The sequence below is a fragment of the Haloarcula sp. CBA1122 genome (assembly GCF_009741785.1).
GTDB classification, from domain to species: Archaea; Halobacteriota; Halobacteria; order Halobacteriales; family Haloarculaceae; genus Haloarcula; species Haloarcula hispanica.
Map to the genome: position 1 here is coordinate 1 of NZ_WPCB01000049.1, position 25,623 is coordinate 25,623.

Annotated in this window: 20 protein-coding genes and 1 pseudogene; 5 read left to right on the plus strand and 16 right to left on the minus strand. The window is 64.2% G+C overall.

Annotated elements, in window-relative coordinates; all coding sequences use genetic code 11:
- Together GJ630_RS15800 and GJ630_RS15805 are read left to right on the plus strand one after the other, a co-directional pair.
- A pseudogene (locus tag GJ630_RS15800) lies at positions 1-775 on the plus strand (ABC transporter); the annotation flags it as partial.
- Positions 776-846: 71 nt separating this feature from the next.
- Positions 847-3,309 (plus strand): DEAD/DEAH box helicase, encoded by a 2,463-nt coding sequence (locus GJ630_RS15805; RefSeq protein ID WP_371727732.1) that lies wholly within the window; start codon positions 847-849, stop codon positions 3,307-3,309.
- Between the two features lie 26 nt (positions 3,310-3,335).
- On the opposite strand, the gene GJ630_RS15810 is transcribed toward GJ630_RS15805, so the two are convergent.
- From GJ630_RS15810 to GJ630_RS15825, 4 genes are all read right to left on the minus strand, one after another.
- Positions 3,336-4,523, minus strand: a complete 1,188-nt coding sequence (locus tag GJ630_RS15810; protein ID WP_191450325.1) for a sensor histidine kinase KdpD — start codon at positions 4,521-4,523, stop codon at positions 3,336-3,338.
- 134 nt (positions 4,524-4,657) lie between these two features.
- Positions 4,658-5,758, minus strand: a complete 1,101-nt coding sequence (locus GJ630_RS15815; RefSeq protein ID WP_050037569.1) for an AI-2E family transporter — start codon at positions 5,756-5,758, stop codon at positions 4,658-4,660.
- Between the two features lie 88 nt (positions 5,759-5,846).
- Positions 5,847-6,722 carry a mechanosensitive ion channel family protein gene (locus GJ630_RS15820; protein WP_014039566.1) on the minus strand — a complete coding sequence of 292 codons (876 nt, stop codon included), beginning with the start codon at positions 6,720-6,722 and terminating at the stop codon, positions 5,847-5,849.
- A gap of 96 nt (positions 6,723-6,818) precedes the next feature.
- Complete coding sequence (locus GJ630_RS15825; protein ID WP_008310783.1) at positions 6,819-7,232, minus strand: Lrp/AsnC family transcriptional regulator; 414 nt, start codon at positions 7,230-7,232, stop codon at positions 6,819-6,821.
- A 102-nt stretch (positions 7,233-7,334) separates the two neighbouring features.
- On the opposite strand from GJ630_RS15825, the gene carA reads away from it, so the two are divergent.
- Positions 7,335-8,381 carry a glutamine-hydrolyzing carbamoyl-phosphate synthase small subunit gene (gene carA / locus GJ630_RS15830; RefSeq protein ID WP_191450326.1) on the plus strand — a complete coding sequence of 349 codons (1,047 nt, stop codon included), beginning with the start codon at positions 7,335-7,337 and terminating at the stop codon, positions 8,379-8,381.
- A gap of 293 nt (positions 8,382-8,674) precedes the next feature.
- Here carA and GJ630_RS15835 read toward each other — a convergent pair whose 3' ends face one another.
- From GJ630_RS15835 to GJ630_RS15880, 10 genes are all read right to left on the minus strand, one after another.
- The gene (locus GJ630_RS15835; protein ID WP_014039564.1) at positions 8,675-9,301 is read right to left on the minus strand and encodes a hypothetical protein; all 627 of its coding nucleotides are present in this window, start codon (positions 9,299-9,301) and stop codon (positions 8,675-8,677) included.
- A 226-nt stretch (positions 9,302-9,527) separates the two neighbouring features.
- On the minus strand, positions 9,528-12,548 hold the full coding sequence (locus tag GJ630_RS15840; RefSeq protein ID WP_191450327.1) for a PAS domain S-box protein: 3,021 nt from the start codon (positions 12,546-12,548) through the stop codon (positions 9,528-9,530).
- Positions 12,549-12,655: 107 nt separating this feature from the next.
- A complete protein-coding gene (carB, locus tag GJ630_RS15845; RefSeq protein ID WP_151102923.1) occupies positions 12,656-15,907 on the minus strand; it encodes a carbamoyl-phosphate synthase large subunit in 3,252 nt (1,083 codons plus the stop codon).
- 156 nt (positions 15,908-16,063) lie between these two features.
- The gene (locus tag GJ630_RS15850; RefSeq protein WP_014039561.1) at positions 16,064-16,294 is read right to left on the minus strand and encodes a hypothetical protein; all 231 of its coding nucleotides are present in this window, start codon (positions 16,292-16,294) and stop codon (positions 16,064-16,066) included.
- A gap of 87 nt (positions 16,295-16,381) precedes the next feature.
- Positions 16,382-17,149 (minus strand): hypothetical protein, encoded by a 768-nt coding sequence (locus GJ630_RS15855; protein ID WP_191450328.1) that lies wholly within the window; start codon positions 17,147-17,149, stop codon positions 16,382-16,384.
- A 49-nt stretch (positions 17,150-17,198) separates the two neighbouring features.
- Positions 17,199-17,732, minus strand: coding sequence for a DUF5815 family protein (locus tag GJ630_RS15860; RefSeq protein WP_011224755.1), 534 nt, complete (start codon positions 17,730-17,732; stop codon positions 17,199-17,201).
- Positions 17,733-17,786: 54 nt separating this feature from the next.
- Positions 17,787-18,560, minus strand: a complete 774-nt coding sequence (locus tag GJ630_RS15865; RefSeq protein ID WP_004963969.1) for a hypothetical protein — start codon at positions 18,558-18,560, stop codon at positions 17,787-17,789.
- Positions 18,561-18,634: 74 nt separating this feature from the next.
- On the minus strand, positions 18,635-19,051 hold the full coding sequence (locus tag GJ630_RS15870; RefSeq protein WP_004963972.1) for a hypothetical protein: 417 nt from the start codon (positions 19,049-19,051) through the stop codon (positions 18,635-18,637).
- 52 nt (positions 19,052-19,103) lie between these two features.
- On the minus strand, positions 19,104-19,328 hold the full coding sequence (locus GJ630_RS15875; RefSeq protein WP_050007783.1) for a hypothetical protein: 225 nt from the start codon (positions 19,326-19,328) through the stop codon (positions 19,104-19,106).
- Between the two features lie 49 nt (positions 19,329-19,377).
- The gene (locus GJ630_RS15880; RefSeq protein WP_014039558.1) at positions 19,378-20,628 is read right to left on the minus strand and encodes an NAD(P)/FAD-dependent oxidoreductase; all 1,251 of its coding nucleotides are present in this window, start codon (positions 20,626-20,628) and stop codon (positions 19,378-19,380) included.
- 131 nt (positions 20,629-20,759) lie between these two features.
- Between GJ630_RS15880 and GJ630_RS15885 the strand changes: the two genes are divergently transcribed.
- Positions 20,760-21,368 carry a DUF6149 family protein gene (locus GJ630_RS15885; RefSeq protein ID WP_191450329.1) on the plus strand — a complete coding sequence of 203 codons (609 nt, stop codon included), beginning with the start codon at positions 20,760-20,762 and terminating at the stop codon, positions 21,366-21,368.
- A 39-nt stretch (positions 21,369-21,407) separates the two neighbouring features.
- Here GJ630_RS15885 and GJ630_RS15890 read toward each other — a convergent pair whose 3' ends face one another.
- Positions 21,408-22,766: an NAD(P)/FAD-dependent oxidoreductase gene (locus tag GJ630_RS15890; protein ID WP_050037562.1), complete on the minus strand. Its 1,359-nt coding sequence runs from the start codon at positions 22,764-22,766 to the stop codon at positions 21,408-21,410.
- Positions 22,767-22,777: 11 nt separating this feature from the next.
- The gene (locus tag GJ630_RS15895) at positions 22,778-25,009 is read right to left on the minus strand and encodes a histidine kinase N-terminal 7TM domain-containing protein (RefSeq protein ID WP_191450330.1); all 2,232 of its coding nucleotides are present in this window, start codon (positions 25,007-25,009) and stop codon (positions 22,778-22,780) included.
- A gap of 123 nt (positions 25,010-25,132) precedes the next feature.
- On the opposite strand from GJ630_RS15895, the gene GJ630_RS15900 reads away from it, so the two are divergent.
- The coding region (locus tag GJ630_RS15900; RefSeq protein WP_191450331.1) for a homoserine kinase at positions 25,133-25,623 on the plus strand (491 nt) is incomplete at its 3' end.

Below are 25,623 nucleotides of genomic sequence, written 5' to 3' on the forward strand. Positions count from 1 at the left end.
CTCGCCCGGGCGCTTGCACACGGAAACGCCGGCCCTCCTGCTCGACGAGCCGACGGCGAGCCTCGACATCAACCACGCCGTCCGCACGCTCGAACTGGTCCGAGCGCTCGTCGACGACGGGAAGACGGCCGTCGCCGCGATTCACGACCTCAACCTGGCCGCGCGGTACTGCGACGAACTGGTGTTGCTCGCCGGCGGCGGGGTCCGCGCCGCGGGCCGCCCCGCGGACGTGCTCACGAGCGACACGCTCCGTGACGCTTTCGACGCGGAGACGCTGGTGACGACCCAGCCCGGCACCGACGCGCCGCTCGTGACCCCGCTGGCCGAACAAGAGTCGGTCGCCCGTCGCGTCCACGTCGTCGGGACCGGCACGCCAGCGGCTGCCGCCGTCTCGAAGCTCGTCGGGGCCGGCTGTCGGGTCAGCATCGGCGTCGTCCCCGCCGGTGACACAGCTGCCGAGCGGGCCGCCGATCTCGACTGCGAGGCGGTCACGGTCCCGGCCTTCGCCGGCATTGACGACGCGGCCCGCGAGCGCGCAGTTGACCTCGCCGCTGCCGCCGATGCTGTCGTGATAGCGGGCGAAACCGGTGACGGCAACAGCCCGGTCGTCGAGGCTGGCGGTACCTACCTCGCTGTCGAGACGGATGAGAGCGTCCACGCCAGCACTGCTCACGACACCGTCCCACTGGCTGCGCTCCCTGCAGCGGTGGGGTCCCTGCCGCCCACAGCGGAACGCGACGCGACACCGCCGCTCAATCAGTCTACCACTGACTGAGTCCACCGTCGGCTGATGTATCTCCAGCCGAGAACAGCAACACCGATACTTTTCGCACCCATACATCACCCGTGGACGACACGATTTCGTGGCTCCGGGACCGGCCGTACTACGAGGGACAGATCGTCGACCAGCGGACGGTCCCCGGCCGAGGCGCGCAGACCGCGGATTGCGAGATTGCGGACCGCCTCGCTGGCGTCCTCGAAGATCAAAGCATCACCGACCTCTACACCCATCAGGTGGACGCTATCGAGGCGGTCCGCGGCGGCGAGAACGTCGTCCTCGCGACCGAGACGGCAAGCGGCAAGAGCCTCGCCTACACCGTGCCGGCCTTCGAGCGGGCGCTGGACCGCCGGGCGACGACGCTGTACGTCGCGCCACAGGTCGCGCTCATCAACGACCAGACCGAGACGCTGTCGGAACTCGCGCAGGGGCTGGGCTTCGCCTCCGGGGTCTCCGTCGCCCAGTACACCGGCCGGCAGTCGAAGTCGGAGAAAGAGGCCATCCGGGAGCGCCAGCCCACCGTGTTGCTGACCACGCCGGACATGCTCCACTACGGCATCCTCCCCCACGCCCACCGGCTGTGGGACTGGTTCTTCCAGCGGCTCGAAACCGTCGTCGTCGACGAGGTCCACGGCTACCGCGGCGTGTTCGGCAGCCACGTCTCGCTGGTGATGCGCCGCCTCCAGCGTATCGCCGAGCGGTTCGACGCCGGCGGCGATAGCAGCGAAAGCAACGGCAGAAGGGGCGACAACGCAACAGCGGGCGGCCCTGAGTGGGTCTGTTGCTCGGCGACCATCGGCAATCCAGTGGAGCACGCGGCAGCGGTCACCGGCCAGCCCGAGCCGTCGTTCGCACTGGTCGACGAGGACGCGAGCGCCAGCGGGCCGCGCCACTGGCTGCTGTGGAACCCGCCGGAGTACGAGGGCGATGGCTGGGGGAGCGGCCGCCGGAAGTCCAATCACGTCGAGACGAAACAGCTGTTCGTCGACCTCGTCGAGCGGGGCCTCCAGACGGTCGTCTTCGCCGGGTCGCGCCAGACGGCCGAACGGTACGCCAGCGACAGCGCGGACGAACTCCGGAGCCGCGGCGAGCACGCCCTCGCCGACAGCGTCGGCGCGTACCAGGCCGCACTGACCGACGACCGACGGCGCGAACTGGAGCAGGGCCTCCAATCTGGCGACCTGCGGGGCGTCTGGTCGACCAGCGCGCTCGAACTGGGCGTCGACGTGGGCGGGCTGGACGCCGTGTTGCTGGACGGCTACCCCGGCACGCGGATGCGGGCCTTCCAGCAGGCCGGGCGGGCCGGTCGCGGCACGGACCCCGCCCTGGTCGCGCTGGTCGGCGGCGAGGACCAGCTGGACCAGTACGTCCTGCGCAACCCCGACGCGCTGTTCGAGACGGGGGCCGAGCAGGCCGTGACAAACCCCGAAAACGAGCAGCTACTTCCGGACCACGTCCACGCGGCCGCCTGTGAAAACTGGCTCTCGCCGGACGACGACCGCCACTTCGGCGAAACGTTCCCCGATGTCGTCGCGGACCTCGAATCGGCCGGGAAGCTCGACCGCCGCCAGACCGACCAGGGAATGCGCTGGCTCGGCAAGGGTAGTCCACACCACGAGATGAACCTGCGGACCGTCGACGACGGCGAGGTGAAACTGGTGGCGAAGGGTGACGTGATAGCCAAACTCTCCGTCGAGGACGCATTGCGGGACGCCCACCCCGGCGCGATTTACCACCATCAGGGCCGGCGCTACGAGGTGACGGACCTCGACCTCAACGCGGGTGTGGCAGAACTCGACCGGACGTGGGCCGACTACTTCACCCGCGTCCTGCACGACAAGACCATCACCGTCGAGGCGGACCTGGCGGAGCGGCGACTGCCGACCCGCGAGGACGTGCCGGTCCGGTTCGCGTCGGTGACGATGCGCAAGCAGATCACCGGCTACGAGCGCCGCGACGGCTCCTCCGGAGAGGTGCTGGGACAGCGACTGCTGGATCTGCCCGAGACCACGCTGGAGACGAAGGCGCTGTACCATACGGTGCCATCGGACATAGAAAGCGAGATTCGGCAGGGTGCGTACGGAGCCGAAAGCGACTCCGGTGGCGGGAGCGAGAGCGGAAGCGGTGGCGGGGGCGGCGGTCAACACGGCGATGCAGCGACCGACGGCGGCAGCGAACCCGGTGACTTCCCGGGATCCATCCACGCCGCCGAGCACGCCATGATTTCGATGTTCCCCTTCGAGTACCTCTGTGACCGTGGCGACATCGGCGGGCTGTCGACGCCGCGTCATCCCCACACCGGCGAGCCGACCATCTTCATCTACGACGGCTACCCCGGCGGCATCGGTCTGACGCGGGCCGGCTACCACGACATCGGGCCGCTGATGGACACCACGCTGTCGATGCTGACTTCGTGTGACTGTGCCGACGGCTGTCCGGCCTGCGTGCAGTCGCCCCACTGCGGGAATGCAAACGACCCGCTCGACAAACACGGCGCGATACATCTACTGGACGGGCTGGTAGAGCAGTAGCGTGACCGCCCGGTGGAAAAACCGCCTCAGGCGTCGCCCGCTGCCTTCCGCAGCGTGACTCCGACTACCGTCCCCGTCGGCTCGTTGTCTTCGACCCACACGTCACCGCCGTACGCGTCGACCAGCGTTCGGACGAGGTAGAGGCCGACCCCGGTACCGTCACTGTCCAGGCGTTTCTCCCCGCGCTCGAACACCGCCTGTTTCTGCTCGTCCGGGATTCCCGGTCCGTCGTCGGCGACAGTGACGTGGACCACGTCGCCATCGTCGGTCACGTCGATGACGACTGACGGCACTGCCGAGTCGTTGTGCTGGATGGCGTTGGTGAGGACGTTCCGAAACACAGAGGACAGGAGTTCGTCGGCCCGCACCCGTACCGACGGGGACTCGTCCGGGACAGTGACCTGTGCGTCGCTGTACGTCGCTGCGATATCCTCGGACACCGAGGACAGTACTGGTCCGAGGGCGACCGGCTCGGTCTCCCAGTCCGTCTGTCGCATTACCGTCGCAAGGTTTCCAGCCGTTTCGAGCAGTTCCGCGGCTGCCTGGCTACTTTCCTGAATACCGTCGGCGTGTTCCAGGGCGTCACCGCTACACTGGTCCCGGAGCAGTTCCGCCCGGCCACCGATGGTCTGCAAGTGGTTCGTGAGGTCGTGTCGGACGATCTGGTTCAACAGGTCGAGGTTGTCGCGCTGCCGTTTCAGCTCCCGCTCGCGCTCGATCCGTTCGAGGGTCGAGAGCACGTTCTTCCCGAGGATGTCGGCCAACTGCGTCTCCCGCTCGGTCGGTTCGGCTCGTTCATCCGTCCCGGCTGTCAAGAGCCCGTACTCCGGGAGTGGAACGGAGATACAGCCGTGAAGGGGTGCATCGGACGCCGCTTTCTCTTCATCAACGAGGACCCGCTGTGTCTCGTCACTCTCGTAATGGTCCCACAGCCAACTCCCGCGTTCGTGTCGCATTCTCCGTCCCGGCTCGTCCGGGACCTCGACGTGCTCTCGAAGCGGCTCAGAGATCGCCTCGGCTTTGAGTCCGCTGTCAGTGGCCTCCCAGAAGACACTGAACGGGAAGTCGAGAATCGCTGTCGCAGTCTCGACTGCGATAGTCGCGACTTCGGACCGGTTCTCGGCTGTCATCAGCCGGCGTGTCGCCGCGTACAGCTCCCCGATCTGGTCCTCCGGAGTCGCCTGATAGCAGGGGGAGTCGGAGTTTGACCCCATTTTTACTCATTTACTTCGTCCTGAATATAAATGTTCGTCAAGGCCTGTGACACGGACACACCCCACCTGGCCGTCGATGCTCGTCCGTTCGGAAGCCCCGTTCGCGTTCGACTCCCCGTTATCGGCCACGAGGGCTAGCTGAAGTCTTCAAGACGTAACTGGTCGGGGTGGAGACCGTCCGGTTCGCTCGCGCCGAGCAGACGAGGCAGGGCCGTGTTCGCAAACGTCATGCCGACGACGAGCAGTATGGGGGCGAAGAACAGACCGTAGAAGCCCAGCACGACGGGGCCAAGCGTGTACGCGAGCATCAGGAGCCCGACGTGCGTGCTCTCGCCGCTGAGAAGTGGCCGAAGCAGCAGGTCCGGGATCGTGTCGACGACGACCACCGCGACGAGGAGGAATCCGAGCACATACGCGAGCAGCGAAGACTGCCCGTCGAGCACCACTGGGAGCGCGGTGAAACCGGTCAACGGGAGGTAGATTATTTTCATCCCGACTACGGGAATCAAGCTCGCGATACCGGTCAGCGCGCCGGCGAGCGTCGGATACGGGACCTCGACAGCCGCCGGCGCTACGACGTTATAGCCGGTGAACGCGGCGATAGCGATGAGCGAAATCGCCAACACGTTCAGGAGATTGCCGAACAGTACCGCTTCCAGTTCCTCGTCGACAGCTTCGAGGTACTCGCGGATGATGGCCCCGTCATCGAACCGGAGCAGCCACTCGCGGATGCGCCGGCCGTCCACCAGGAGGTAGTATGTGACGATGGTCGTAATAAACAGATTGAGGACGAACTGGGAGGCGACCGACGTAAGCACCATGGCGTTCTCGCTGAGAAAGTCGACGAACGGTGAGAGCTGTCCCGACTGGTAGGCGCTGTACAGCCCCTCGACGGTGAGGTCCGGCACGGACTCCGCGCCGTCGAGCCAACTGACGTGCGTCGCAGCCACGTCGATGAGCGCGTACTGGGTGACGAACTGCCGGGCTTCGACAATGAGGAGGACGGCCGCATAGCTGACGAGCAATAGGAGCGGAATCGCCAGCGATGCCATGACCACGACCGCACGCACTCGCGACGGAAGGCGGAGTCTGCGCAAAGAACTGTAGTACCGTCGCGTCGAATAATAGAGGAACACGGAGACAGTCAACGCCGCGATAAACTGATATGCGAGTACGCCGACCACCACCGCGACAGCGAGGCCGAAGAGGGCGACGACGAAGCGCTTCTCGTCCATATACGTACCAGCTTATGAACAGTTATAAACATACGGGCGCAGGGAACCTCACAGACAACATGGGGCCGGACATGGTCCCAATCGGTGGCTACTCGGTTCGCTCGCGCACCGGCCCGATGCTGTCGTGGACGCCGATGTTGCCGGAGAGTTCGTGCTGGCTCGTGTCGCTGAGGTCGATACCCTCAGCGCGGCAATCCTCCTGGACCTGCTGGATGAAGTCCGATCTGACCGATGCGAGGCGGTTCCGCCGTTCGTTAGGGATCCAGATCCGGCCTGTCAGGATGACCGCCGTCGACGCGAGGTCGCTGACTCTGGCCGTCGGTGCCGGTTTCTCCGAGACATGGTCGAGGTCGCGGGCGGCGTTCTCGATAATCGCCCGGACCGTGTCGATGTCGTCGTCGTAGCCGATACCGAACTGATAGGAAACTCCAATTGGGCCCGTCGAAGTCTGGTTCGTCACCGCGCTCGTCGCCAGCGTCGTGTTCGGGACGATGATGCGCTCGTTGTCCAACGTCCGAATCCGCGTCACCCGCAAGTCGATGTCGACCACCGTGCCCTGCATCCCGTTCCATGCGATGATGTCACCGACGTTCAGATCCGGGTCGGTCACGATGAACGCCCCGGCGACGAAGTTCCCGAGGACGTCCTGTGCCGCCAACCCCACCGCAAGCGTGATGCCCGCCGCCAGCAGGGTCGACCCCGCGAGCGCGCCCCGGAAGCCCGCGACGCTGGCGCCGATGACCACCGCGAGGATGACCGATATCAGGTGGACAGCGCTGGTCAGCGCGCTGGCGACTGTCTTGTTAGTCTCGGTTCGTGACAGCAGCCATCGAACTGCTGGCACGACGATTAGCCGGCCGATAGCGTAGAGTAGCGCCGCGACAGCGAGGAATTGCGCCCCGTCGGTCGCGAGTTGTCCGTACGCCGAGACGATGTCGGTATCCAGGCCCACCGGGAACTGCATACTGTCTGTCGTAGCCCAATAGATATGAAATCAGGGTGCCACGTCGGTGCTGGTGGGGACCACGGCTCCGCCTGCTGTTCGCGGCGGTGCTGCGCGTTACCCAACTCGCTCGTTCAAAATTAGCCTCGTCTTCGTCCCCACAACCTCCTCCAGCTCGCGCGCCTGCGTGATGAGCCCGTTAACCGCGTCGGTGTCGGCGGCGTCGACGACGACGACGATGTCCTCCTCGCCGGAGACTTGCCACACGAAATCGACCTGCTGCCAGTCAGCGATGCGGTCCGAAACCTCGGCCGTGTCGACGTTGACATCGACGCTGACCTCGATCATCGCTTTCACGTTGCCGGTCCGCGTCGCGACAGTGAAGCGTTCGATAACACCGTCCTCGACCAGTCGTTCGACGCGGTTTCGCACGGTCCCTTCCGACGTGCCGACCCGGTCCGCGATCTCAGTATACGGGGTTCGGGCGTCCCGGCGAAGTATCGAGAGTATCTCTCTGTCGAGGTCGTCCATCGAGATGTGACAGTATCACCGGCCGTGACTTGAGGATTACGAAATTCGAAACTCGTCTTCGAAAGCAACCCTTATGGCCGACTATAGTGTACGCATCTCGTAATGGCTGACGCATACGTGGCAATCGAGGGCGACCGCGTCATCGAGGCGCGCGCTCGCGCTCCGGGCACCGCCCGTGGCGAACTGGTCTTTACAACAGCGTACACCGGTTACGAGGAGAGCCTCACCGACCCGTCCTACGAGGAGCAGGTGCTGACGTTCTCCTACCCGCTCATCGGGAACTACGGCGTCCGAGAGGAACGCTTCGAGTCGGACCGCGTCCACCCGCGCGCGGCAGTGGCCCGCGAGATGACCGACGACGTGGCCGAGTGGCTCGAATCCGAGGGTATCCCGGCCGTCGACCACCTCGACACGCGCGACATCGTCACCGAAATCCGCGACGAGGGGGCGATGAAATGCGGCATCGCCGCCGGGCCGGACGTGACCGAGCAGGACGCGCTCGACGAACTCCACGAGTGTAAGCATATGTCTGACCACACCGACATCGGCGCGCAGGTCTCCGTTGACGAGGTCGAGGTCCACAACGAGGGCGGCGACGGTGCGACAGTCGCGCTGGTCGACTGCGGCGCGAAGGGCTCCATCGCCGAGTCGCTCGTCGAACGCGACGCCGAGGTCTACGTCTTCCCCTACGACGCCAGCGAGGACGACGTGGCCGCGGTCGACCCGGATCTGCTGTTCATCTCGAACGGCCCCGGCGACCCTGAGAACTTCGAGCAGGCTGGGGAACTCGTCGAGACCTACGTCGGCGACGTGCCGCTCGCGGGCATCTGTCTCGGCCAGCAGGTCGTCGCCAACGCGCTCGGCGGCGAGACCGAGAAGATGGAGTTCGGCCACCGCGGCGTGAACCAGCCGGTCCGTGACCTGCGTTCGAACCAGGTCGTGATGACGACCCAGAACCACGGCTACACCGTCGCCGACCCCGGCGACAAACTCGACGTGACCCAGGTCAACGTCAACGACGATACGCCGGAAGGGCTGGAAAACGACGACCTGGACATCATCACGCGTCAGTACCACCCCGAGGCCAACCCCGGCCCGCACGACTCGCTCGGCTTCTTTGATGATGTGCTAGGGATGGCGGGGGAGTAGGGAGAACCCGAGCGTAGCGAGGGGTCTCCGAATGCCCGAACGGCGACGGTAGGAGCCGTGAGGTGTAGCGAGGGGCGCGACTGAAAGGAGTGGCCCTCGGAATTGTGAGCGGGGAGCGGGACCTTTGGTCCCGCAGGCAGTCGGGCGGCATTGCCGCCCGACGACGGGGAACGGAGTGACCCGCGAGCAGTAGCGCGGTTCGGAGCGAGCGAAGCGAGTGAGAACCGCGAGACGCGAACGATGACGACAGGAACCGTGAGCAGCGCGGTTCGCACGCACATAAGCCACGTCTCTCAGTCGCTGTCGTCGTCGATTGGCTGTCCGCGGTAGTACGTGGTCTGGTCGCTGTCTTCGTCTTCGTTTGTGGTGTCTTGTGGTGCGACGGGGCGGCCGCGATACATGACCCGGTTGGCGGTGTCGTCGCCGTCGATTGCGTCCGGGCTGTCCTGCTGATGGTTCTCGATGAACTCGGCGGCCGCGTTCAGGGTTGTCTTGTCGGTCTTTCGGTGTACCCAGCAGTGGTACATTTTCCGTGGGGTCCGGAGCGCGAGGCGGTGCGCACGGAATCCGGACTTGGTGGTAACGTCGGCAACCGCCTCGTGTGGGACCTCGATGACTTCGTCGTCCTCGTCTTTCCCGATGAGACAGAGCGTCCGGCGGCCGGTAATCAGAATGACCGTCCGACGGTCGCCGACCGGTGAGTCGGTCTTACGTTTCGTCCCGCGCCCGATGCCGCGCTTCCCGTTGGTCAGGAGATACGCCGGGGCTTCCGCGCCGTCGAGGTACGTCAGCGGTGGGTTGTTCAGCGGTGGTGACCCGGAGAACCGACTCTCGTGTCCGGCGAGGACTGCCGTCGTTACCGAGCTACCGGGAGCCATCTCCGCAACTGTCTCCGCCCGCTCGGTGACGTCTTCTATCATCGGCTTTCCGGAGCGGCGACGGTGATTGCAACGCGATCCATACAGCTACTGCCACAGCCGCAGGAATGAGTGTTACGAACGTGCCATTATTGTCCCAGAACAAGACAGATAGGAACCGATATATGAATACTTACTATCTATCGCCACCATATTGGCGTAATACTGCTGAGTTGTAAGCCCAGGAAGAGAGGTATCCACGGCGAGCAGTCATCACAGCTCCACAGGCTCAGAACTCCTGTCTGACGCCCCGGAACTCGAACCGTGCGCCGCCGTCGTCGCTCTCAGTCACGGACACCGACCAGTCGTGTGCCGCCGCGATCTCCTTGACGATAGCGAGGCCGAACCCGGTGCCACCGTCAGTGGTGGTGTAGCCGCTCTCAAACACCGTTTCGTGTTGTTCAGCCGGGATACCGCCGCCGTCATCGGCGACGTAAAAGCCCGAATCGGTGAGATCACCGACCTCGACAGTGACAGCCGGGCCGCCGTGTGTCACGGCGTTGTTGATGAGGTTCTCGAGGAGCTGGCGAACGCGGCTCTCGTCGGCGTAGATCGTGCTCTCGGCAGTGACTTCGAGGGTGGCATCAGACGTCTCGACGGCCTGCCAGCAGGACAGGACAGTCGATTCGAGGGCGAGCGGCTCCGTTTCCGAGACCGTGTCCCCCTCACGGGCCAGGGTCAGCAGGTCCTCGATGAGTTCCTTCATGCGGTCGATGGCACGGTAACAGCGGTCGAACTGCTCGTCGTTGCCGGTGTCTCTGGCGAGGGTGAGCGAACCTTCGAGGACGCTGAGCGGGTTCCGGAGGTCGTGGCTGACGATGCTCGCGAACTCTTCGAGCCGGTCGTTCTGCCGCTCCAGTTGCTCGCGGTACTCGATGCGGTCGGAGATATCCCGGGAGATAGCAACGAGTCGGTCGATCTCCCCGTCAGCGAAGATCGGTGTCACCTGCGTCTCCCAGACGCCGGTCGGGTGGAGGCCCCGCTCCTCGAACGTGATGGTTTCGCCGGCCGAGACACACCGCTCGTAGTGGTCGGCGATTCGACGGCCGGTGTCCGGGCCGGCAGCCTCGATTGGGGTCTGACCGGTCAGTGACTCGGTTTCGAATCCGCTCTGTCGTTCGTAGGCCTCGTTCGTCCGGACGTAGCGGAACGTCGGATCGTCCGCCGAGTCCTCGATGTCGACGAGCGCGATGGCGTCGTTCGTGTTCTCGAACACCGCCTCGTACTCGTCGGTGAGGCGGGCCAACTCCCGCTCGCGCCGTTTCTGTTCGGTGATGTCGGTCGCAACGACACAGAGGGCGTACGGCTCGCCGCCCTCGTCGAGTATCGGCGTCTTCCGTGTCAGATGTGTCCGCTCCGTCCCGTCGACAGGAATCACCGTCTCGACTTCGACGGTTTCTTTCTGTTCGAGGGCCCGCTGATCGTCGGCGTGGGTCTGCTCCGCGATGTGGTCCGGGAGAATATCGTAATCGCTCGTCCCGACGACGGACTCGTCAGCGTCGATCCCGTAGAGGTCACGGGCCGCGCTGTTGATGAAGAGAAAGCGACTGTCGGTGTCTTTCATCAGGATGTACGTCGGCGCTGTATCGAGAATGACCTGCAGTTTGCGGCTCGTGTCTTCGAGGGCCTGTTTCCGTTCTTTGTGGTCGGTCACGTCCTGATGGATCCCCACCGCACGTACCGGGTCGCCGTTCTCGTCGCGTTCGAACACCTTACCGATGTCGCGGATCCATCGGTAATCACCGGTGGCCGTCTTGAGTCGGTGGTCGCACTCGTAGATCTCCGTCTCACCGTCGAAGTGTGCGTTCAGTGCTTCGTAGGTCCGCTCGCGGTCTTCGGGGTGGATCAGTTCGTCCCAGGTGTCTGCCGACGGCTCGAGTTCGTCGAGCGAGTAGCCGAGCATATCGGCCCAGCGCTCGTTGAAGGTGACTTCATCCGTCTTGACGTTCCAGTCCCAGACGCCGAGTTCGGCACCTTCAAGCGCGAGTTCGTGGCGTTCCGTGAGCGTTCTGAGCTCTTGCTGCCGGTCGAGTCTGGAAAGCGCCTCTTCGGTGTTGGCAGCGAGAGTCCGCATCAGTGAGACCGATGCGTCCTCGAACGCTGCGGCATCGGTTGATGCGGCGATCAGCACCCCGTGGTCGCCCAGTGGGATCAGAATCTCGCTGCTGATGTCAGTGTCGGGGTTGTAGCGGCCGGGGATAGTGGAGACATCGTCGAAGACACGCTGTTCGCCGGATTCGAACACCTCCCAGACGAGGCTGTCGCCCTCGCGAAACGTCGGATGCTCGTCGATGATCGCCTGTGCCTGGTCGGTCACCGCAGCCGGTCTGAGAGCGTCGGCCGACTCGTCGGCGAGAAAAACGGCGCTGAGCGGCAGCCCGAGCAGGTCGCGTGCGGTTTCGACGACCAGTTCGGCGACAGCCTCGCGTGACTCAGCGTGCATCAGCTTCCGGGTCGTGTCGTGCAGCGCCTCGATACGCTGCTGTCGCTGCCGGCGCTCAGTGATCTCCCGAAACTGTGAGAAGATCGCGACGGTCTCCCCGTCTTCTCGGATGGTGCGGTTGTGCCACTCACAGACGATCTGCTCGCCGTCGCCGGTCTCGATATCGAGCACGGTATAGTAGCCACCGCTGGCTTCCTGTAGGGCCGTGATCGTCTCTTCGACCGCATCCAGCGCCGAGTCCGGAACGAGCGTCTCGAACTCCTTGCCGACGAGGGCCGCTTCCCCACGCCGGAGAATCTCCTCGCCTTTCTCGTTGACCTGAACCACCTCGAAGCTCTCGTCCCACTCGATGACGCCGAGCGGTGACTTATCGATAAACAGCGAGAGCCGCTTCCGGCTCGCATCCAGTGCTCGCTGTGACCGGTACTGCTCGACCGCGTTGGCGATTCGGTTGGCCAGAATCGTGTACTGGTCAGTGCCTTGCTGCTTCTGGAGGTAGTCCGTCACACCGGCCGAAATCGCCTCGCTGGCTACTTCCTCGGAGCCTTTCCCGGTAAAGAGAATGAACGGGAGGTCTTCGTCGACGGCCCGGACGGATTCCAGAAACTCGATGCCGTCCTGGCCGGGCATATCGAAATCCGAGACGACGCAGTCGATAGGCTCCTCGCTGAGCCGGGTGAGCCCCTCCTTCGCCGATGTTGCCGAAATCACGTCGAAGCGGTCGTCGGTACGGCTGAGAAACGCCGCCGTCATCGACGCGAACTCGGGGTCGTCCTCGACGTGTAGGACACGTACTGCATCGGCCATGGAGAGTATATGAGCGTGTCCAACGAATAAGTATTTGTGCCGATCTGTTCGAGTGACAGGAATCAGTGCCGCCGCGGTGAGCGGTTTGCTCCCGCGGCTAGCCGGCGTTACTCAGCGCCCCACTCGCGCTGGGTCTTTGGCCGTTCGTCGATGGCCTGGACGGCGAGTGGCTGGTCGGCGGAGTTGATCGCTTCCAGCGCCGCCTCGGCGCTCTCGTGGGTCGAGAAGTACGTCACGGTCTCCTCGACGCAGGCTTCCAGCACGTCGCGGTCGCGGGAGAGGACGAGGTCGACCTCGCCGCTCTGGATGGCGTCGATGATAGCGTCGGTGTCCTCGTAGTCGTCGAAGTCCTGTACGTCGAAGTGCTCCTCGAAGCCGAGGATGGGCAGGTCGACGATGGCCGTCCCCTCAAGCGGGATTGCCTTGCCGACGGCCATCTGGGCCTTCTGGTAGGCCTTGCCGAAGGAACCGGCGGTGCCCATGACCTCGCCGGTGGATTTCATCTCCGGGCCGAGACGCGGGTCCGACCCCGGCAGGCGGTCGAAGGGCAGGACGACTTCCTTGACAGAGACCTGCTCGGGGATCTGCTCCTGCACGTCGAGTTCCGATAGCGTCGCGCCGGACATCACCTTCGCGGCGATCTTGGCGATCGGGACGCCGGCCGTCTTTGAGATGAACGGGACGGTACGGGACGAGCGCGGGTTCGCTTCGAGGACGAACACCTCGCCGTCACGGACGGCGAGCTGGACGTTCAGCAGACCGACGGTGTCGAGCGCGTCGGCGATGTCCTCGACGACCTCGCGGATGCGCGGCATCACGTCTTTGATCTCCTGGGACCGTGGCGGAATCATACAGGCGGAGTCGCCCGAGTGGATACCCGCCGTCTCGACGTGTTCCATCACGCCGCCGATGAGGACGTCGTCCTCGTCGGCCACGGCGTCGACGTCCAGTTCGACGGCGTCGGCGAGGAACTCGTCGACGAGAATCGGCTTGTCCGGGCTCACGCGGACGGCCTCCTCGATGTACGTTTCGAGGTCCTCGTCGTTGTACACCACGTCCATCGCGCGGCCGCCGAGCACGTAGCTCGGGCGCACAAGGACGGGGTAGCCGATGTCGTGGGCCAGGTCGAGGGCCTCCTCCTTGGAGGTCGCGGAGCCGCCTTCGGCCTGTGAGATGCCGAGTTCGTCCATCAGCTTGTTGAATCGGTCGCGGTCCTCGGCGAGGTCCATCGCGTCGACGGAGGTCCCCATGATCTCACAGTCGAGGTCGCGGCGCTGGAGTTCCTGTTCGAGCGGGTGGCCGATGTCGACGGAGGTCTGGCCGCCGAACTGGACCATCACGCCGTCGGCTTCGGTCGCCTCGATCACGTCGGCGACTTCCTCGGCGGTGACCGGCTCGAAGAACAGCCCGTCGGAGGTGTCGTAGTCCGTCGACACCGTCTCGGGGTTGTTGTTGACGACGTGGGCGTCGATGCCCAGGTCCTCCAGTGCGCGGACCGCGTGGACCGAGCAGTAGTCGAACTCAACGCCCTGCCCGATACGGATGGGGCCGCCACCGACGACCACGACACTTTCGAGGTCCGGGTCGATCTGGAGTTCGTCGCGGTCGATACCCGACAGTGGGTCCCGGGTCGAGTAGTAGTACGGCGTCGTCGCCTCGAACTCGCCGGCGCAGGTGTCGACGAGTTTGAAGTCGCGGTCGGTCGTTTCGGTCTCGACGGCGTCAACTGTGACACCAGAGCCATCCGTCGCCGCTTCGACTTCCGGCTCGTCGCCGCCGTCCTCGTCGAGGTCCGCCGGGAGCCAGGAGACGTGCGTGTCGTTGAACTCGCCGCCGGCCAGCGCCGTTATTTCCTGATCAGTAAAGCCGGCCTGTGCGGCGGTCTCGTAGTCGCCCTCGCGGGCGGCGTCGGCGGCGTCGGCGACCTCTTTGAACCGCTCGACGTACCATTCCTTGATGTCGGTGATATCGACGACTTCCTCGACGGTGTAGCCGCGGCAGAACGCCTCGAACATCGCGTACGGTCGGTCCGGCGTCGGCTTTTCGAGGTACTCCGTTTCGAGTTCCGCATCGGCGATCTCGTTGAAGTCGGCAGCCGGGTTGTACTCCGAGGAGCGAAGGGCCTTCAGCAGGCTCTCGGGGAAGGTCCGACCGATGGACATCGCCTCGCCGGTGGATTTCATCGCCGTCGACAGTTCGAACTCCGTGTCGCGGAACTTGTCGATAGGCCAGCGCGGCACTTTCGTCACGACGTAGTCGATAGCCGGCTCGAAAGCGGCGGTCGTCTCGCCGGTAATTTCGTTGTCGATTTCGTGGAGGCGCTTGCCGAGCGCGACCTTCGCGGTGACACGGGCAATCGGGTAGCCGGTTGCCTTCGAGGCCAGCGCAGAGGAGCGGGAGACACGCGGGTTCACCTCGACCACGCGGTACTCGCCGCCGGGGGTGCCGTCGTCGTGCCAGGCGAACTGGATGTTACAGCCGCCTTGGATGCCGAGGTCGCGGATGACTTTCAGCGCGGAGTCGCGCATCTCCTGATGGCCCTCGTCGGGGATGACCTGCGAGGGGGTGACGACGGTCGACTCTCCGGTGTGGATACCCATCGGGTCGATGTTCTCCATGTTGCAGATGATGATACAGGAGTCGTCGGCGTCGCGCATCACCTCGTATTCGAGTTCGACCCAGCCGGAGATGGATTCGGTGATGAGGACCTCGTTGTTGCGCGAGAGGCGCAGGCCCTTGCGGACGCGTTCGATGAGTTCGTCCATCTCGTCGACGACGCCGGAGCCGGAGCCACCGAGCGTGTACGTCGTGCGTGCGATGACGGGGAGCCCGCCGACCTCGTCGACGGCCGCTTCGACGCGGTCCACGAGCGATTCCTCGTCCAGATCGGTGACCGACTCGCCCTCATCGAGCGTGATGGTCGTCGAGCGCGGCACCGGCTCGCCGATGTCCTCCATCCGCTGTTTGAACAGGTCGCGGTCCTCCGTCGCGTAGATGGTGTCCAGTGGCGTCCCCATCACGTCCACGTCGTACTCGTCGAGGACGCCCTCCTCGGCGAGTTCGGCCGTGACGTTCAGGCCGGTCTGGCCGCCCAGACCGGCGATGACGCCGTCGGGGTTTTCTTTCCGGATAATCTCAGAGATGGCTTCGGTGTTGATGGGTTCGAGATACACCTTGTCCGCCATCTCCGGGTCGGTCATAATCGTCGCCGGGTTCGAGTTCACGAGCACGACGCGGGCACCCTCTTCCTGAAGGGCACGACACGCCTGTGCGCCGGAGTAGTCGAACTCGGCCGCCTGTCCGATCTTGATCGGGCCACTGCCGATGAGTAGGATTGTACGGTCCTCGTCCGCTGTCATTGTACGAGCGGAGTCTATACATCGTAATAAGCCCGGCGAAACAATGCGAAGCTCGAAGCCTAATTTCGAATATCGTAACGTATGCGTGTCACACGATTGGCTGTCTCATAGAGGGGCCACAAGTTAGAATTCCGACGGCAGCGGTGCTGAGAGGCGTCAGTTGTCGCGGTCGGGAACGCGATACCGGTAGGGCTGGCCCTGAATGACCTCGACCTCGCCGGACTGCGCACGGCGACCGAGGACAGTCGCTACCCGGTGGGCACTCCCGAACGCCTCGTCGTGCTCTTCGAGCAGGTCACAGATCTCGCGGGCCGTCAGCGTGCCGTCGGTGTCAGCTTCTTCGAGCACTGTCAGGATGCGCTCGAACTCTCCCTCACGTATAGCCATACACAGTTACAACACCGCAACCATCATATAACACCGTCAGACAACAGTCAGACGGCTGATTTCGGGAAATCGACCGACAGCGGCGAGTCACTGGCTGTCGGACAGTTCGGGGTCGCTGTCTGTCGCGTTCCCCCAGCGCTTTCGGACCCACGTCGGTCGGGAAACGGTTGTCTCGCCGACTGCAGAGTACCGGATTTCGTAGCTGACCAGCGAGTTTCTGGAGCGGTCCCAGTACGAGACGGTGAGCGACCGGACGAGTCCGTCCGGCCGGACAGTCGCCCGTGCGCTGTAATTGTCGGCCGGTTCGAACGCCGCCGGTGGGTCCGTCGCCGTCAGCGTCACGCGACAGGTGTCGCAGTCGTCTCTGGGTCGCTCAACGCTGACGTTTGTCGCGAGATAGGCTTCGATGAGTCGCGCGGGGTCGGGGTCGAGTACCCCGCTGACCGGAGTTGGCCGCCTCGTTGCGGTCCAGGCCCCCTGTGCTCGCACGTCGTAGACGTAGCGTCGGTTCCCGTTGGTGTACACCTGCTTGGTGTAGTTCTGATCGAGAATTTCGGTCCGAAACTGGTAGTGATACCTGTCTTCGACGACGAGATTGACGATTTGGGTTCCCCATTCCAGCGACAACCGCATCCCCAGCACGTACGAGCGGTTCCGCGTTGCACGCCGATGTGCCGCCGCGAGTCGCCTGGCGTCGACGGCGTCCTCGGTCAGGGCGGGTTCGACCCGGTCGTCCTGAGACTGCTCGGGGACCGGAACTGGCGTCACCGTCTGTCGCTCCGCCCCGCCGAAGGCTCCACAGCCCGCAAAAACCAGAAGCAAGAGCACGAGCAGGATTACCACACGACCCGCCATGCATGGGTGTGCGAGCCAGACCCACTAAGTACTCAGGTCGCAGTCGGCCTCAGATGGCGGTGTCCGACCGGCCGTCGAAGTTCCGCTCGTCGCGGTACTGCTCGACGAACGCGTCGACGTCGAACTGGAGCATCTGCTCCTCGAACTCCGCCATCACGTCGTCGTCCTCGGCGTGGCTGATTGCGTGTTCCATCAGTTCCACGAGCAGTTCGACGACGATTTCGTGAAGACGGCGGGAATCGAAGTCACTCACCCATGCCAGCGAGAAGCCAACTGACCCGTCCTCGCTGGTGTCGGCGGCGACGACCTTCTCGGGGAACTCCTCCATGACGACGCCCATCAGGTGGACGGTGGTGAACTCATCGTAGTCGTCGTTGGTCTCGATAGTCGCGTGTAGCACCTCGGTGAGAAACTCCGGCACGAACCGTGCCAGCGGGTGCGGGTCAAGCACGACGCCGTGAGTCTGCCCACAGTCACACGCGAACTCCCGCATCCCCAGATGGAGGTCATGCGTGTCGACAAGTTCGCCACAGGCCAGTTCGAGTTCGGACTCGCGCCCACCGGGCACGCGCGGTTCAGCCATTACCCGTGATTGGTCGCTCGCGTGGTTAAAGGCCGCGATACGGACTACAGCGGGTTAGAGCCCGCCGATGGACTCTGTGTCCTGTGTGTAGCTGGACCCCGTTGCTTGGAGGTACGCGACAGTCGTCACAGCGATTGAGAAGACGCTGACGACACTTGAGAAGACAGTAGAGACTGTCGCCAACACCATCGGCGGCAACGAGATCGGGAGGAAGCTGACGGCACCTCCGAGAACGAATCCAAGCACCACGAGCACAATAGCCAGAACGAACGTGGCGAGGAGGTTGTCGGTGACGACGCTGACACTGTTGCTAATTGATTCGATAACGCCGCTGTCGTTCAGTGCAATCTCCTGTCGGACAAAGAAGAACAGGAGTCCAAACACCAGTCCGGGGATGATGAGTAGAATGAGGCCGATACCCACTGCGATAGTGGTGAGGATGCCGGCTGCGATCGCGACCACAACGGTCCTCCCGAGCCGTCGGCCCACATTGTCGGGAATCGGTTCGCGGTCATCACTGGCAAAGGCACGGATTGCGACGATGTTCAGCGCCTCATTGAGGATAAGCAACACGAGCGCACCGACGCCAGCAACTGCAAGCGGCAGGTCGAGTGCCAGTGGGGTACCCCCAGCCATTGCTGCCTGATTTACCTGTGCATCGCTCGGCAGTCGCCCCAGAAACAGTTCTGTGAACGCCTGCGAAAGTGACGCCCAGACAACAGAGCTGAGCAATCCATAGACGATGAATACGCCGGCAAACATCGCCCCACGTTCGCTGAGTAGTTCGTCAATACCGTCCTGGAAGGCACGGCCGATCTGGAGGGCCATATCTTCAGTCGCTCTCCGGGAAAATATAAAACTAGTCGAATCGTAGATACCCGCCGACGGCGGGACTGTGCCGCTTACGGCCAGTCGTCGCGCTGCTCGTCCTCGTCAGTTGCTGTGTCCGGCGTCTCGGGTTCGCCAAGGTCCCAGTCGGCCGCCTCTGCGGCCTGCGTGACGGGGAGGTACTCCCAGCCCGCCGTCTCGGCGAGATCGGCGTCCTCGTCGTCAGCGCCGACGAAGACGTGTCGGTCAGTGTCGAACTGCTCTTTGACGTTTTCGAGGCTCTCCTCGCGGCCGCGCGGCCCTGAGAAGAAGTCCTGTCTGATCCGGTGTTTCCGGGTGAAGTTGGTCACGACGTAAGTGGGCTGTTCGGAGATGACGCCGACGTACTCAGACCACTGGCGCGCGTCGTTGAACACGCTGTCCGGATAGGCCAGTTGCTTGAGGGCGTCGAGGTCGAACGCGAGTGTCATATCGCCGCTGCCGCCATCCATACGCGACACTCCGCTTTAGGCCGAAAAAAGAGCGTCGTTCTCCCGCGGGCAGTTACTTTCGGTGCTGGTCCTGCTCGGCGAGCCGGTTAGCCTCCTCCTGTAGCTCCGCCATCTCGCTGGAGGCCTGACGGTCGCTCTGGCCGTGACTGTAATTGACCGACGCATCGAGCAGCGAGCCGGCGAAGCTACCGCTGTCATCGGCTGCTGCGTCTGCCGCACCCGACTGGCCGTCACGACGAATGAGCCGGACAACGATGCTGGAGAGGGCGTCACGCATACGCATCGCTAACGTCCGCAGCGCTGAAAAAGATCGGTGTCGGCGAGCCTTATTCGGCCGGTGCGGGCGTCTGTGCCTTGACTTCTTCGAGGTCCACTTCCTTCTCCAGCAGCAGTTCCTTCTTGTCGGCGACCTGCCGCTCTTCGCGGATGAGCTGTTTGAACGCCGACTGCTGTGAGAGGTCGCCGATCAGCACGCCGCCGATGAGCTGTCCGTCCTCGAAGGCGAGACGCCGCCACTCGCTGTCGGAGTACTTCCGTTCGGCCTCGTCGTCGCCGCGGGTCGGGTGCCCGAAGGAGAGGAACGGGAAGTCGAAGTGCGTGATGGAGTACGAGGAGACCCAGCGGAACTCCTTCTCCTCGGCGTCTGCGACCATGTTCGTCCCGGCGACCGACCCCTGTTCCTTGGCCGAGCCCCACGCGCCGTTTTGCGCCTGGGAGTCGAGGATGGTGTCGTAGAACTTGGTGAGGTCGCCCGCGGCGTAGATGTCCTCGACGTTGGTCTGCATGTACTCGTCGACGACGACGCCGTCGTCGAGTTCGAGCCCCGTTCCGTTGAGGAACTCGGTGTTGAAATCGAGGCCGATAGCGACGCCGGCCCACTCGCCGTCGTAGTGGTTGCCGTCGGGGTCGACGGCACCGGTGACGTGGCCGTCGTCGTCGACTTCGAAGTGGTCGACGCCGGACTCGAAGACGGGTTCGACGCCGTTCTCTTCGAGGGCCTCGTGGATGATCTCCGCGCCGTCCTCCGAGAGCGCGTAGCGCCACCAGCGGTTGCCACGCATCAGGTACTTCGCGTCGATTTCCTGAGCGGCACAGACCGCCGCGAGGTCGATGCCGAGCAGGCCCGCCCCGACGATGATGCCCTGATCGGACTCATCAGCGTGCTCGCGGATGCCACGCGCGTCCTGGAACGTCCAGAAGTGGTGGATGCCGTCGGCGTCGCTGTTCTCGACCGGTAGCTGTGCTGGCGTCCCGCCCGTGGCCACCAGCAGCTTGTCGTACTCGTAGGTGTCCCCCTTGTGGGTGTGGATCTCGTGAGCGTCGGGATCGATGTCCGTTACGTGGGTGTTCAGCTGCAGGTCGATGTCACGCTCGTCGTACCACTCCGGCTCGTGAATGGAGATCGGCGCTTCCGGCAGCTTCCCCTTGGCGAACTCCTTGATGAGGATCCGGTTATACAGTGCCTCCCCCTCGTCGGTCAGGACTGTGACCGACGCGTCCGGGTCCGCTTCCCGGATTGTCTCGGCTGCGGACGCACCCGCGATGCCGTCACCGATGATTACGTGCGACGTGCTCATGTACGGCCGATACGAAATCGGGCTTAATGTGGATTGCTATCTGCGTATCGTTTGCGATATTGCGCGGAACACCGCGAAGGACGCCGATAGTCGAGGATTTGAAGGCGCTGGGGCCCGTATCGGTGATCGAAATGAAAATATACCAGAACCCGCGCCACTGGGCGAGCAAGAAGGCGCTGACCACGCCCGGCGTCCGGTCGGTGGCCAACTACGGGCTGGTGAAACTCCACACCAAAATCTTCCTCGGGAAGGCCGACGAGGCCCACCGGGAGGAGCGGCGTGACCACCTCGACGACTTCTTCGACGCCACGATGGACACCTACGTGGCCACGCTCCAGGCAGATTACTCGGAGGCCGAGGCCCGGGAGATAACCCACATCCAGGCGAACTTCGACTTCTACAACCACGGCTGGACGGAGATGATGGAGTTCCCGGCCGGCGAACTCGAAGCCCACTACGAGCGGTACGCGGACTTCTTCGACGCCCACGACATCACCATCGACGACCCGCTCGGGACGTTCCGCCCGGCCGGTGGCGTTGCCGACGCACCGTCGACGCCGGAGCGACTGGACGAGCCGGAACACCCCCACGCCGTCGGTGGGTTCGCCGACGACGTGTACGTCGAAACCGAGGACGGCGAGATGATCGTCGGCGGCGGCCGCGAGGAGCCGGAGGACGTGAGCCCGACCGACGCGCCGGTCATCGACGAGGACGACGTGGAAGGCGCGGCTGGCGACTGACTCGGGCGGCGATTACAGGATTTCTTCGGCAGGACGCTCTCAGCGCTGGGCTTCCGAAAGCGGCGAATCGTGGTCCGTCGCCGCTGTCGGTCCGCTTGCGATCCGGTCGGCGCATTCGAAGCCCGCGACGATACCGCCGTTGAGCGAGCGCTCCGGGTACTGGGCGCGCGAGGCCATCCCGGCGTAGTAGAGGCCGTCCGCGACGGCGTCGCCGAGGTCGTAGGGGATGACCATGTCCAGATAGCCACGCTCGTACACCGGTGCCGTCCGGGGATTGCGCCCCGTCCGAATCCAGTTGACGGCGTCCCGGTCGAACTCGGGGAACAGCGATTCGATGCCGTCCAGCCACGTCTCGGCAACCTCGTCGTCGCTCTGTTGCCAGATGGCTTCTGATTCGTCCTGGATGTAGCGCGCGACGTACAGCAGATGTTCACCGCCATACCGCTCGGCGGAGACGAAGTTCGTATGTTCGATGAGCGCGCCGAAGGGGGCGTCGTCGGCGATGTTCAGCCAGTACGTATCCAGCAGGGGTTCGTCCATGCTGATGACCGAGCACACCGTCCCCTGGAAATCGATATCGCAGGTGTAGCCGGTCAACTCCTCCAGTACGTTCGGCATCGCCGCGACGACGACGTCGTCGGCTTCGTGAACCGTCGTCTCGGTTCCGTCCGTGGCCGTCAACGACGAGACGGTCCCGCCGCTCGTCTCGATGTCGGTCACACGCGTGCCCGTCTCGATGTTCTCGGGGCCGACGGCGTCGACCAGCGCGTCGAGCAGTCGGCCGAACCCGCCGTCGAAGTAGCCCAGGATTTCGCCGTTCAGGATGTCCCGCTCGCCGCGGAACTTGACCCGCCCGAGCAGCCACGCGGCGCTCACGTCGCCTTTCCGGTCGCCGAACTTCGCGTCGAGCAGCGGCTCGAAGAAGTTCTCGTAGACGCCCCGCGTCGTGTGTTCGACCACGAACTCCTCGATAGGCACGTCCTCGAAGTCCTCTAAGCGTTCGTAGGTGTCGAACGACGGGATGCCGCCGCGAACGTCGATGTCGAGGACGAGCATCCCCAGCCGGAACGTGTCGTACAGCGAGAGATGCGGGTACGAGAGGATCTCCCAGGGCTTGTCCATGGGGTGGACGACGCCGTCGACGTAGTAGGCGTTCTCCCCGATGTGCCACTCGACCGCGTCACCGAGGCCCAGGTCCTCGGCGAGTTCGACGATGGTTTCCTCGGATTTCGAGAGGTGGTGATAGAACTTCTCGATGGGGTCCCCGGCCGTCTCGTAGGTCGCTGCCAGGCCGCCCAGATCCTCGCTCGCTTCGAACACACGGACCTCGTGGCCGCGTTGCTGGAGCCGGTACGCTGCCGAGAGGCCGGCGATACCGCCACCGACGACGCCAATCATACCCCGACCTATCAGCGGTCGTGGGATTTAGTTTGCGCTTCGGTCGCCGCCGTCTCCGTGTCGTCGGGTCCGAAGTCATCTTCCGCCTCATCACCCGTCACCGCCTGCTGGAATTCGAGGATCGCGACGGTCCCCGTCGGGTGGTTGTCCTCGAACCAGAGCGTCCCGCCGTACAGGTCCATCATGACCGAGACGAAGTAGAGGCCGAAGCCGCCAGCGGTCTGGTCGGGCGAGAGCCCGCGTTCGAACACCGTCGTCTTCAGTTCGTCGCTCATTCCGGGGCCGTCGTCGGCGATACGGACCTGCAGCCAGTCGCTGGCCTGCTGGACCGAGACGGTCACTTGCGGGGTGTCAGCGTTGTTGTGGTCGACCGCGTTCCGGAGGATGCTCAGGAGGACCTCTTCGAGCAGTTCGTTCGCCTGCACGCTGTAGTCTCCGTCCAGTTCACAGGAGATCGATACCGAATCGTACTCGACCCGGAGCGACTCAATCGAGCGACGGAGTGTGGCGTTGAGGTCGACGGCGTCCAACCGCTCAGCTTCGCTCGCCGTCACGGTGTTGTTGATATCCCGGATCGTTTCGCTCATCTCCGTGAGCTTCCCACACCAGTTGCTGATGCTGTCGAGATGCCGTCGTTTCGACCGCGGCACGTCGGTTCTGATGTGCTCCGCGCGGCCGCGGATGACGACCATCGCGTTGTGCAGCGAGTGTCTGAGGACGCCGTTGAAGAACTCGATCTGCTCGCGGCGTCGCTGGACAGAACTGCGGCTCTGGCGGAGTTCGCGCTCGCGTTCCACCTGGTCGAGGGCGACCTGCGTCGTCTGTGCCAGAATCGCGGCGTATCGCCTGTCCTCCGTGGCGAGGGTGCTGTCGTGGGACGTAATCGCCATCACGCCGTGGGAGCCAAGCGGCAGCATCAGCGCGTTGTCCAGTGGGTCGAGTCCGTCCTTATCGAGCGAGACGGCCTGTATCTCACCGGTTTCGTATGTCTTCCAGAGCTTGCTTTCGGGCTCGTCCGTCGGCGAGGCGTACAGCAGTTCGTCCTCGACGTGTTCCGCAATCGATTCGCTAATGACGGCCGGTTCGAGGATGCCGTCGTCTTCGAGGAACACGCCCGCCGCGTTCTGGTCGAGGACGGCCGTCGCGAACTCGACAGCCATCTCCGCGACCGCCTCGGCGGTCTCGGCCTCGATAAACTGCTGGGTCGCGGCCTGTAACGCTTCGAGTCGGTCCTGGCGGCGCTGCTGGCCGGTCACGTCCCTGAGAACGACGAGCCGACCGCGTTCCGTCCCGGACTGGTCGGTGAGGCTCGTCGTCTGTGGGTTGTAGTACGTGAACGAATCTCCGAACGAGAACACCTCGCCACGCTCGATGTGGTCAACGAGCCCCGGGACGAGGTCGTCAAGCAACTCTCCGTCGGGGTCCGGCTGATCCAGTGCGCTGGCCGCCGCGGCGTTGTAATCAATGATGACACAGTCGTCGTTGAGAGCGATGACCGGGTCGGGGAGGTTGTCGACGAGGGTGTCACCCGACAGCGTCGTCACAGACAGCGACTCGTCCTTGAACAGTACCCAGCCGACGAGCACCGCGTTGAGCGAGAACGCTACCGGCGTGAAGTCGATGGCCGGGTGCGGCGTGTAGCCGAAATCATACAGCACAGCGACGAATATCGGAAGGCCGGTTCCGATAATGATCGCCGCTGTCTGTCGCCGATAGACGTTCTGCGACCGGAACAAGAACTCAATCAGGAGTGCGTATCCGAGCAGTAACAGCCCGTAACTGACGGCGAGAAGTACCGCGAACGTGGGACCACGCTGGATGGCGACCAGCGTCGTACCGAGCTGGGTGACAGGCACGGCCGCCACTTCGACGAGGTCGTGTGCCGGGTCCGTCAGCAGTAATAGCACGTCCGCGTTCACCACGAGAAACAGCGGGACGAGAGACGATGGCCGAAGCCACGACTGTCGGCCGGTGTAGACGAGCGCGAAGACGACCCAGAGCCCGATGACCTGCATAGCGGCGGTTCGCGACAGCAGGTACACTGTCCTGACAGCGGCGGGGTCCGAAACTAGTATCTGCCATATCGAGATAGCACACCAGCAGCCCCCAGCGACCGCGAGCCAGCCGTACTGGCGAGCGCCGGGGACATCCTGGTTTCGGGCGGCGACGACAGCGATTGCGAAACCGATGAGCGCCCCACCCGCGTTCCCGAGGATGGCGACCGTGGCGATGTCGACATCCATATCGATACCTATTCCAACGTCAGGTTTCCCTGTATTATGCCTTTGGGCCGCGTTCTCAGTACTGCGAAACGGCCACAGTGTCGGTTCGCTACCTTTTTGCCTACACTGCTGAAATTCGCAGGCATGCTGACAGTCCGGGCGCCGGCTACCAGTGCGAACCTCGGGAGCGGCTTCGACGTGTTCGGCGTCGCACTGGAGCGTCCGGCCGACGTCGTCCGTCTGGAGAAGGCCGACCGGGTCACCATCGAAATGACTGGCGCTGGCAGCCAGTATATCCCGGAGGACCCCGACAAAAACACCGTCGGCGCGGTCGCCGAGGCGCTCGATGCGCCGGCACGCATTCAGATAGACAAGGGGGTCCGTCCCGCATCGGGGCTGGGCTCCTCCGCGGCCAGCGCCGCCGCGGCGGCCGTCGGGCTGAACGAACTGTACGACCGCGGCTACTCCCGCGAGGAACTGGTCCCAATCGCCGCCAAGGGCGAGGCCGTCGTCTCCGGGGACGCCCACGACGACAACGTGGCCCCCTCCATCATGGGCGGGTTCACCATCGCGACCGAGAAGGGCGTCACGCAGGTCGATGCCGACATCCCCCTCGTCGCCTGTCTCCCCGACAT

Coding starts and splice junctions, on each gene's coding strand:
- GJ630_RS15865 (WP_004963969.1), bottom strand. CDS start 18,560: ATGGCCCTCCAGATCGGCCGTGCCTTCCAGGACGGTATTGACGAACTA.
- GJ630_RS15855 (WP_191450328.1), bottom strand. CDS start 17,149: ATGGCGGGTCGTGTGGTAATCCTGCTCGTGCTCTTGCTTCTGGTTTTT.
- GJ630_RS15895 (WP_191450330.1), bottom strand. CDS start 25,009: ATGGATGTCGACATCGCCACGGTCGCCATCCTCGGGAACGCGGGTGGG.
- carA (WP_191450326.1), top strand. CDS start 7,335: ATGGCTGACGCATACGTGGCAATCGAGGGCGACCGCGTCATCGAGGCG.
- GJ630_RS15880 (WP_014039558.1), bottom strand. CDS start 20,628: ATGAGCACGTCGCACGTAATCATCGGTGACGGCATCGCGGGTGCGTCC.
- carB (WP_151102923.1), bottom strand. CDS start 15,907: ATGACAGCGGACGAGGACCGTACAATCCTACTCATCGGCAGTGGCCCG.
- GJ630_RS15840 (WP_191450327.1), bottom strand. CDS start 12,548: ATGGCCGATGCAGTACGTGTCCTACACGTCGAGGACGACCCCGAGTTC.
- GJ630_RS15825 (WP_008310783.1), bottom strand. CDS start 7,232: ATGGACGACCTCGACAGAGAGATACTCTCGATACTTCGCCGGGACGCC.
- GJ630_RS15860 (WP_011224755.1), bottom strand. CDS start 17,732: ATGGCTGAACCGCGCGTGCCCGGTGGGCGCGAGTCCGAACTCGAACTG.
- GJ630_RS15810 (WP_191450325.1), bottom strand. CDS start 4,523: ATGGGGTCAAACTCCGACTCCCCCTGCTATCAGGCGACTCCGGAGGAC.
- GJ630_RS15890 (WP_050037562.1), bottom strand. CDS start 22,766: ATGATTGGCGTCGTCGGTGGCGGTATCGCCGGCCTCTCGGCAGCGTAC.
- GJ630_RS15870 (WP_004963972.1), bottom strand. CDS start 19,051: ATGGATGGCGGCAGCGGCGATATGACACTCGCGTTCGACCTCGACGCC.
- GJ630_RS15820 (WP_014039566.1), bottom strand. CDS start 6,722: ATGCAGTTCCCGGTGGGCCTGGATACCGACATCGTCTCGGCGTACGGA.
- GJ630_RS15875 (WP_050007783.1), bottom strand. CDS start 19,328: ATGCGTGACGCCCTCTCCAGCATCGTTGTCCGGCTCATTCGTCGTGAC.
- GJ630_RS15835 (WP_014039564.1), bottom strand. CDS start 9,301: ATGATAGAAGACGTCACCGAGCGGGCGGAGACAGTTGCGGAGATGGCT.
- GJ630_RS15850 (WP_014039561.1), bottom strand. CDS start 16,294: ATGGCTATACGTGAGGGAGAGTTCGAGCGCATCCTGACAGTGCTCGAA.
- GJ630_RS15885 (WP_191450329.1), top strand. CDS start 20,760: ATGAAAATATACCAGAACCCGCGCCACTGGGCGAGCAAGAAGGCGCTG.
- GJ630_RS15815 (WP_050037569.1), bottom strand. CDS start 5,758: ATGGACGAGAAGCGCTTCGTCGTCGCCCTCTTCGGCCTCGCTGTCGCG.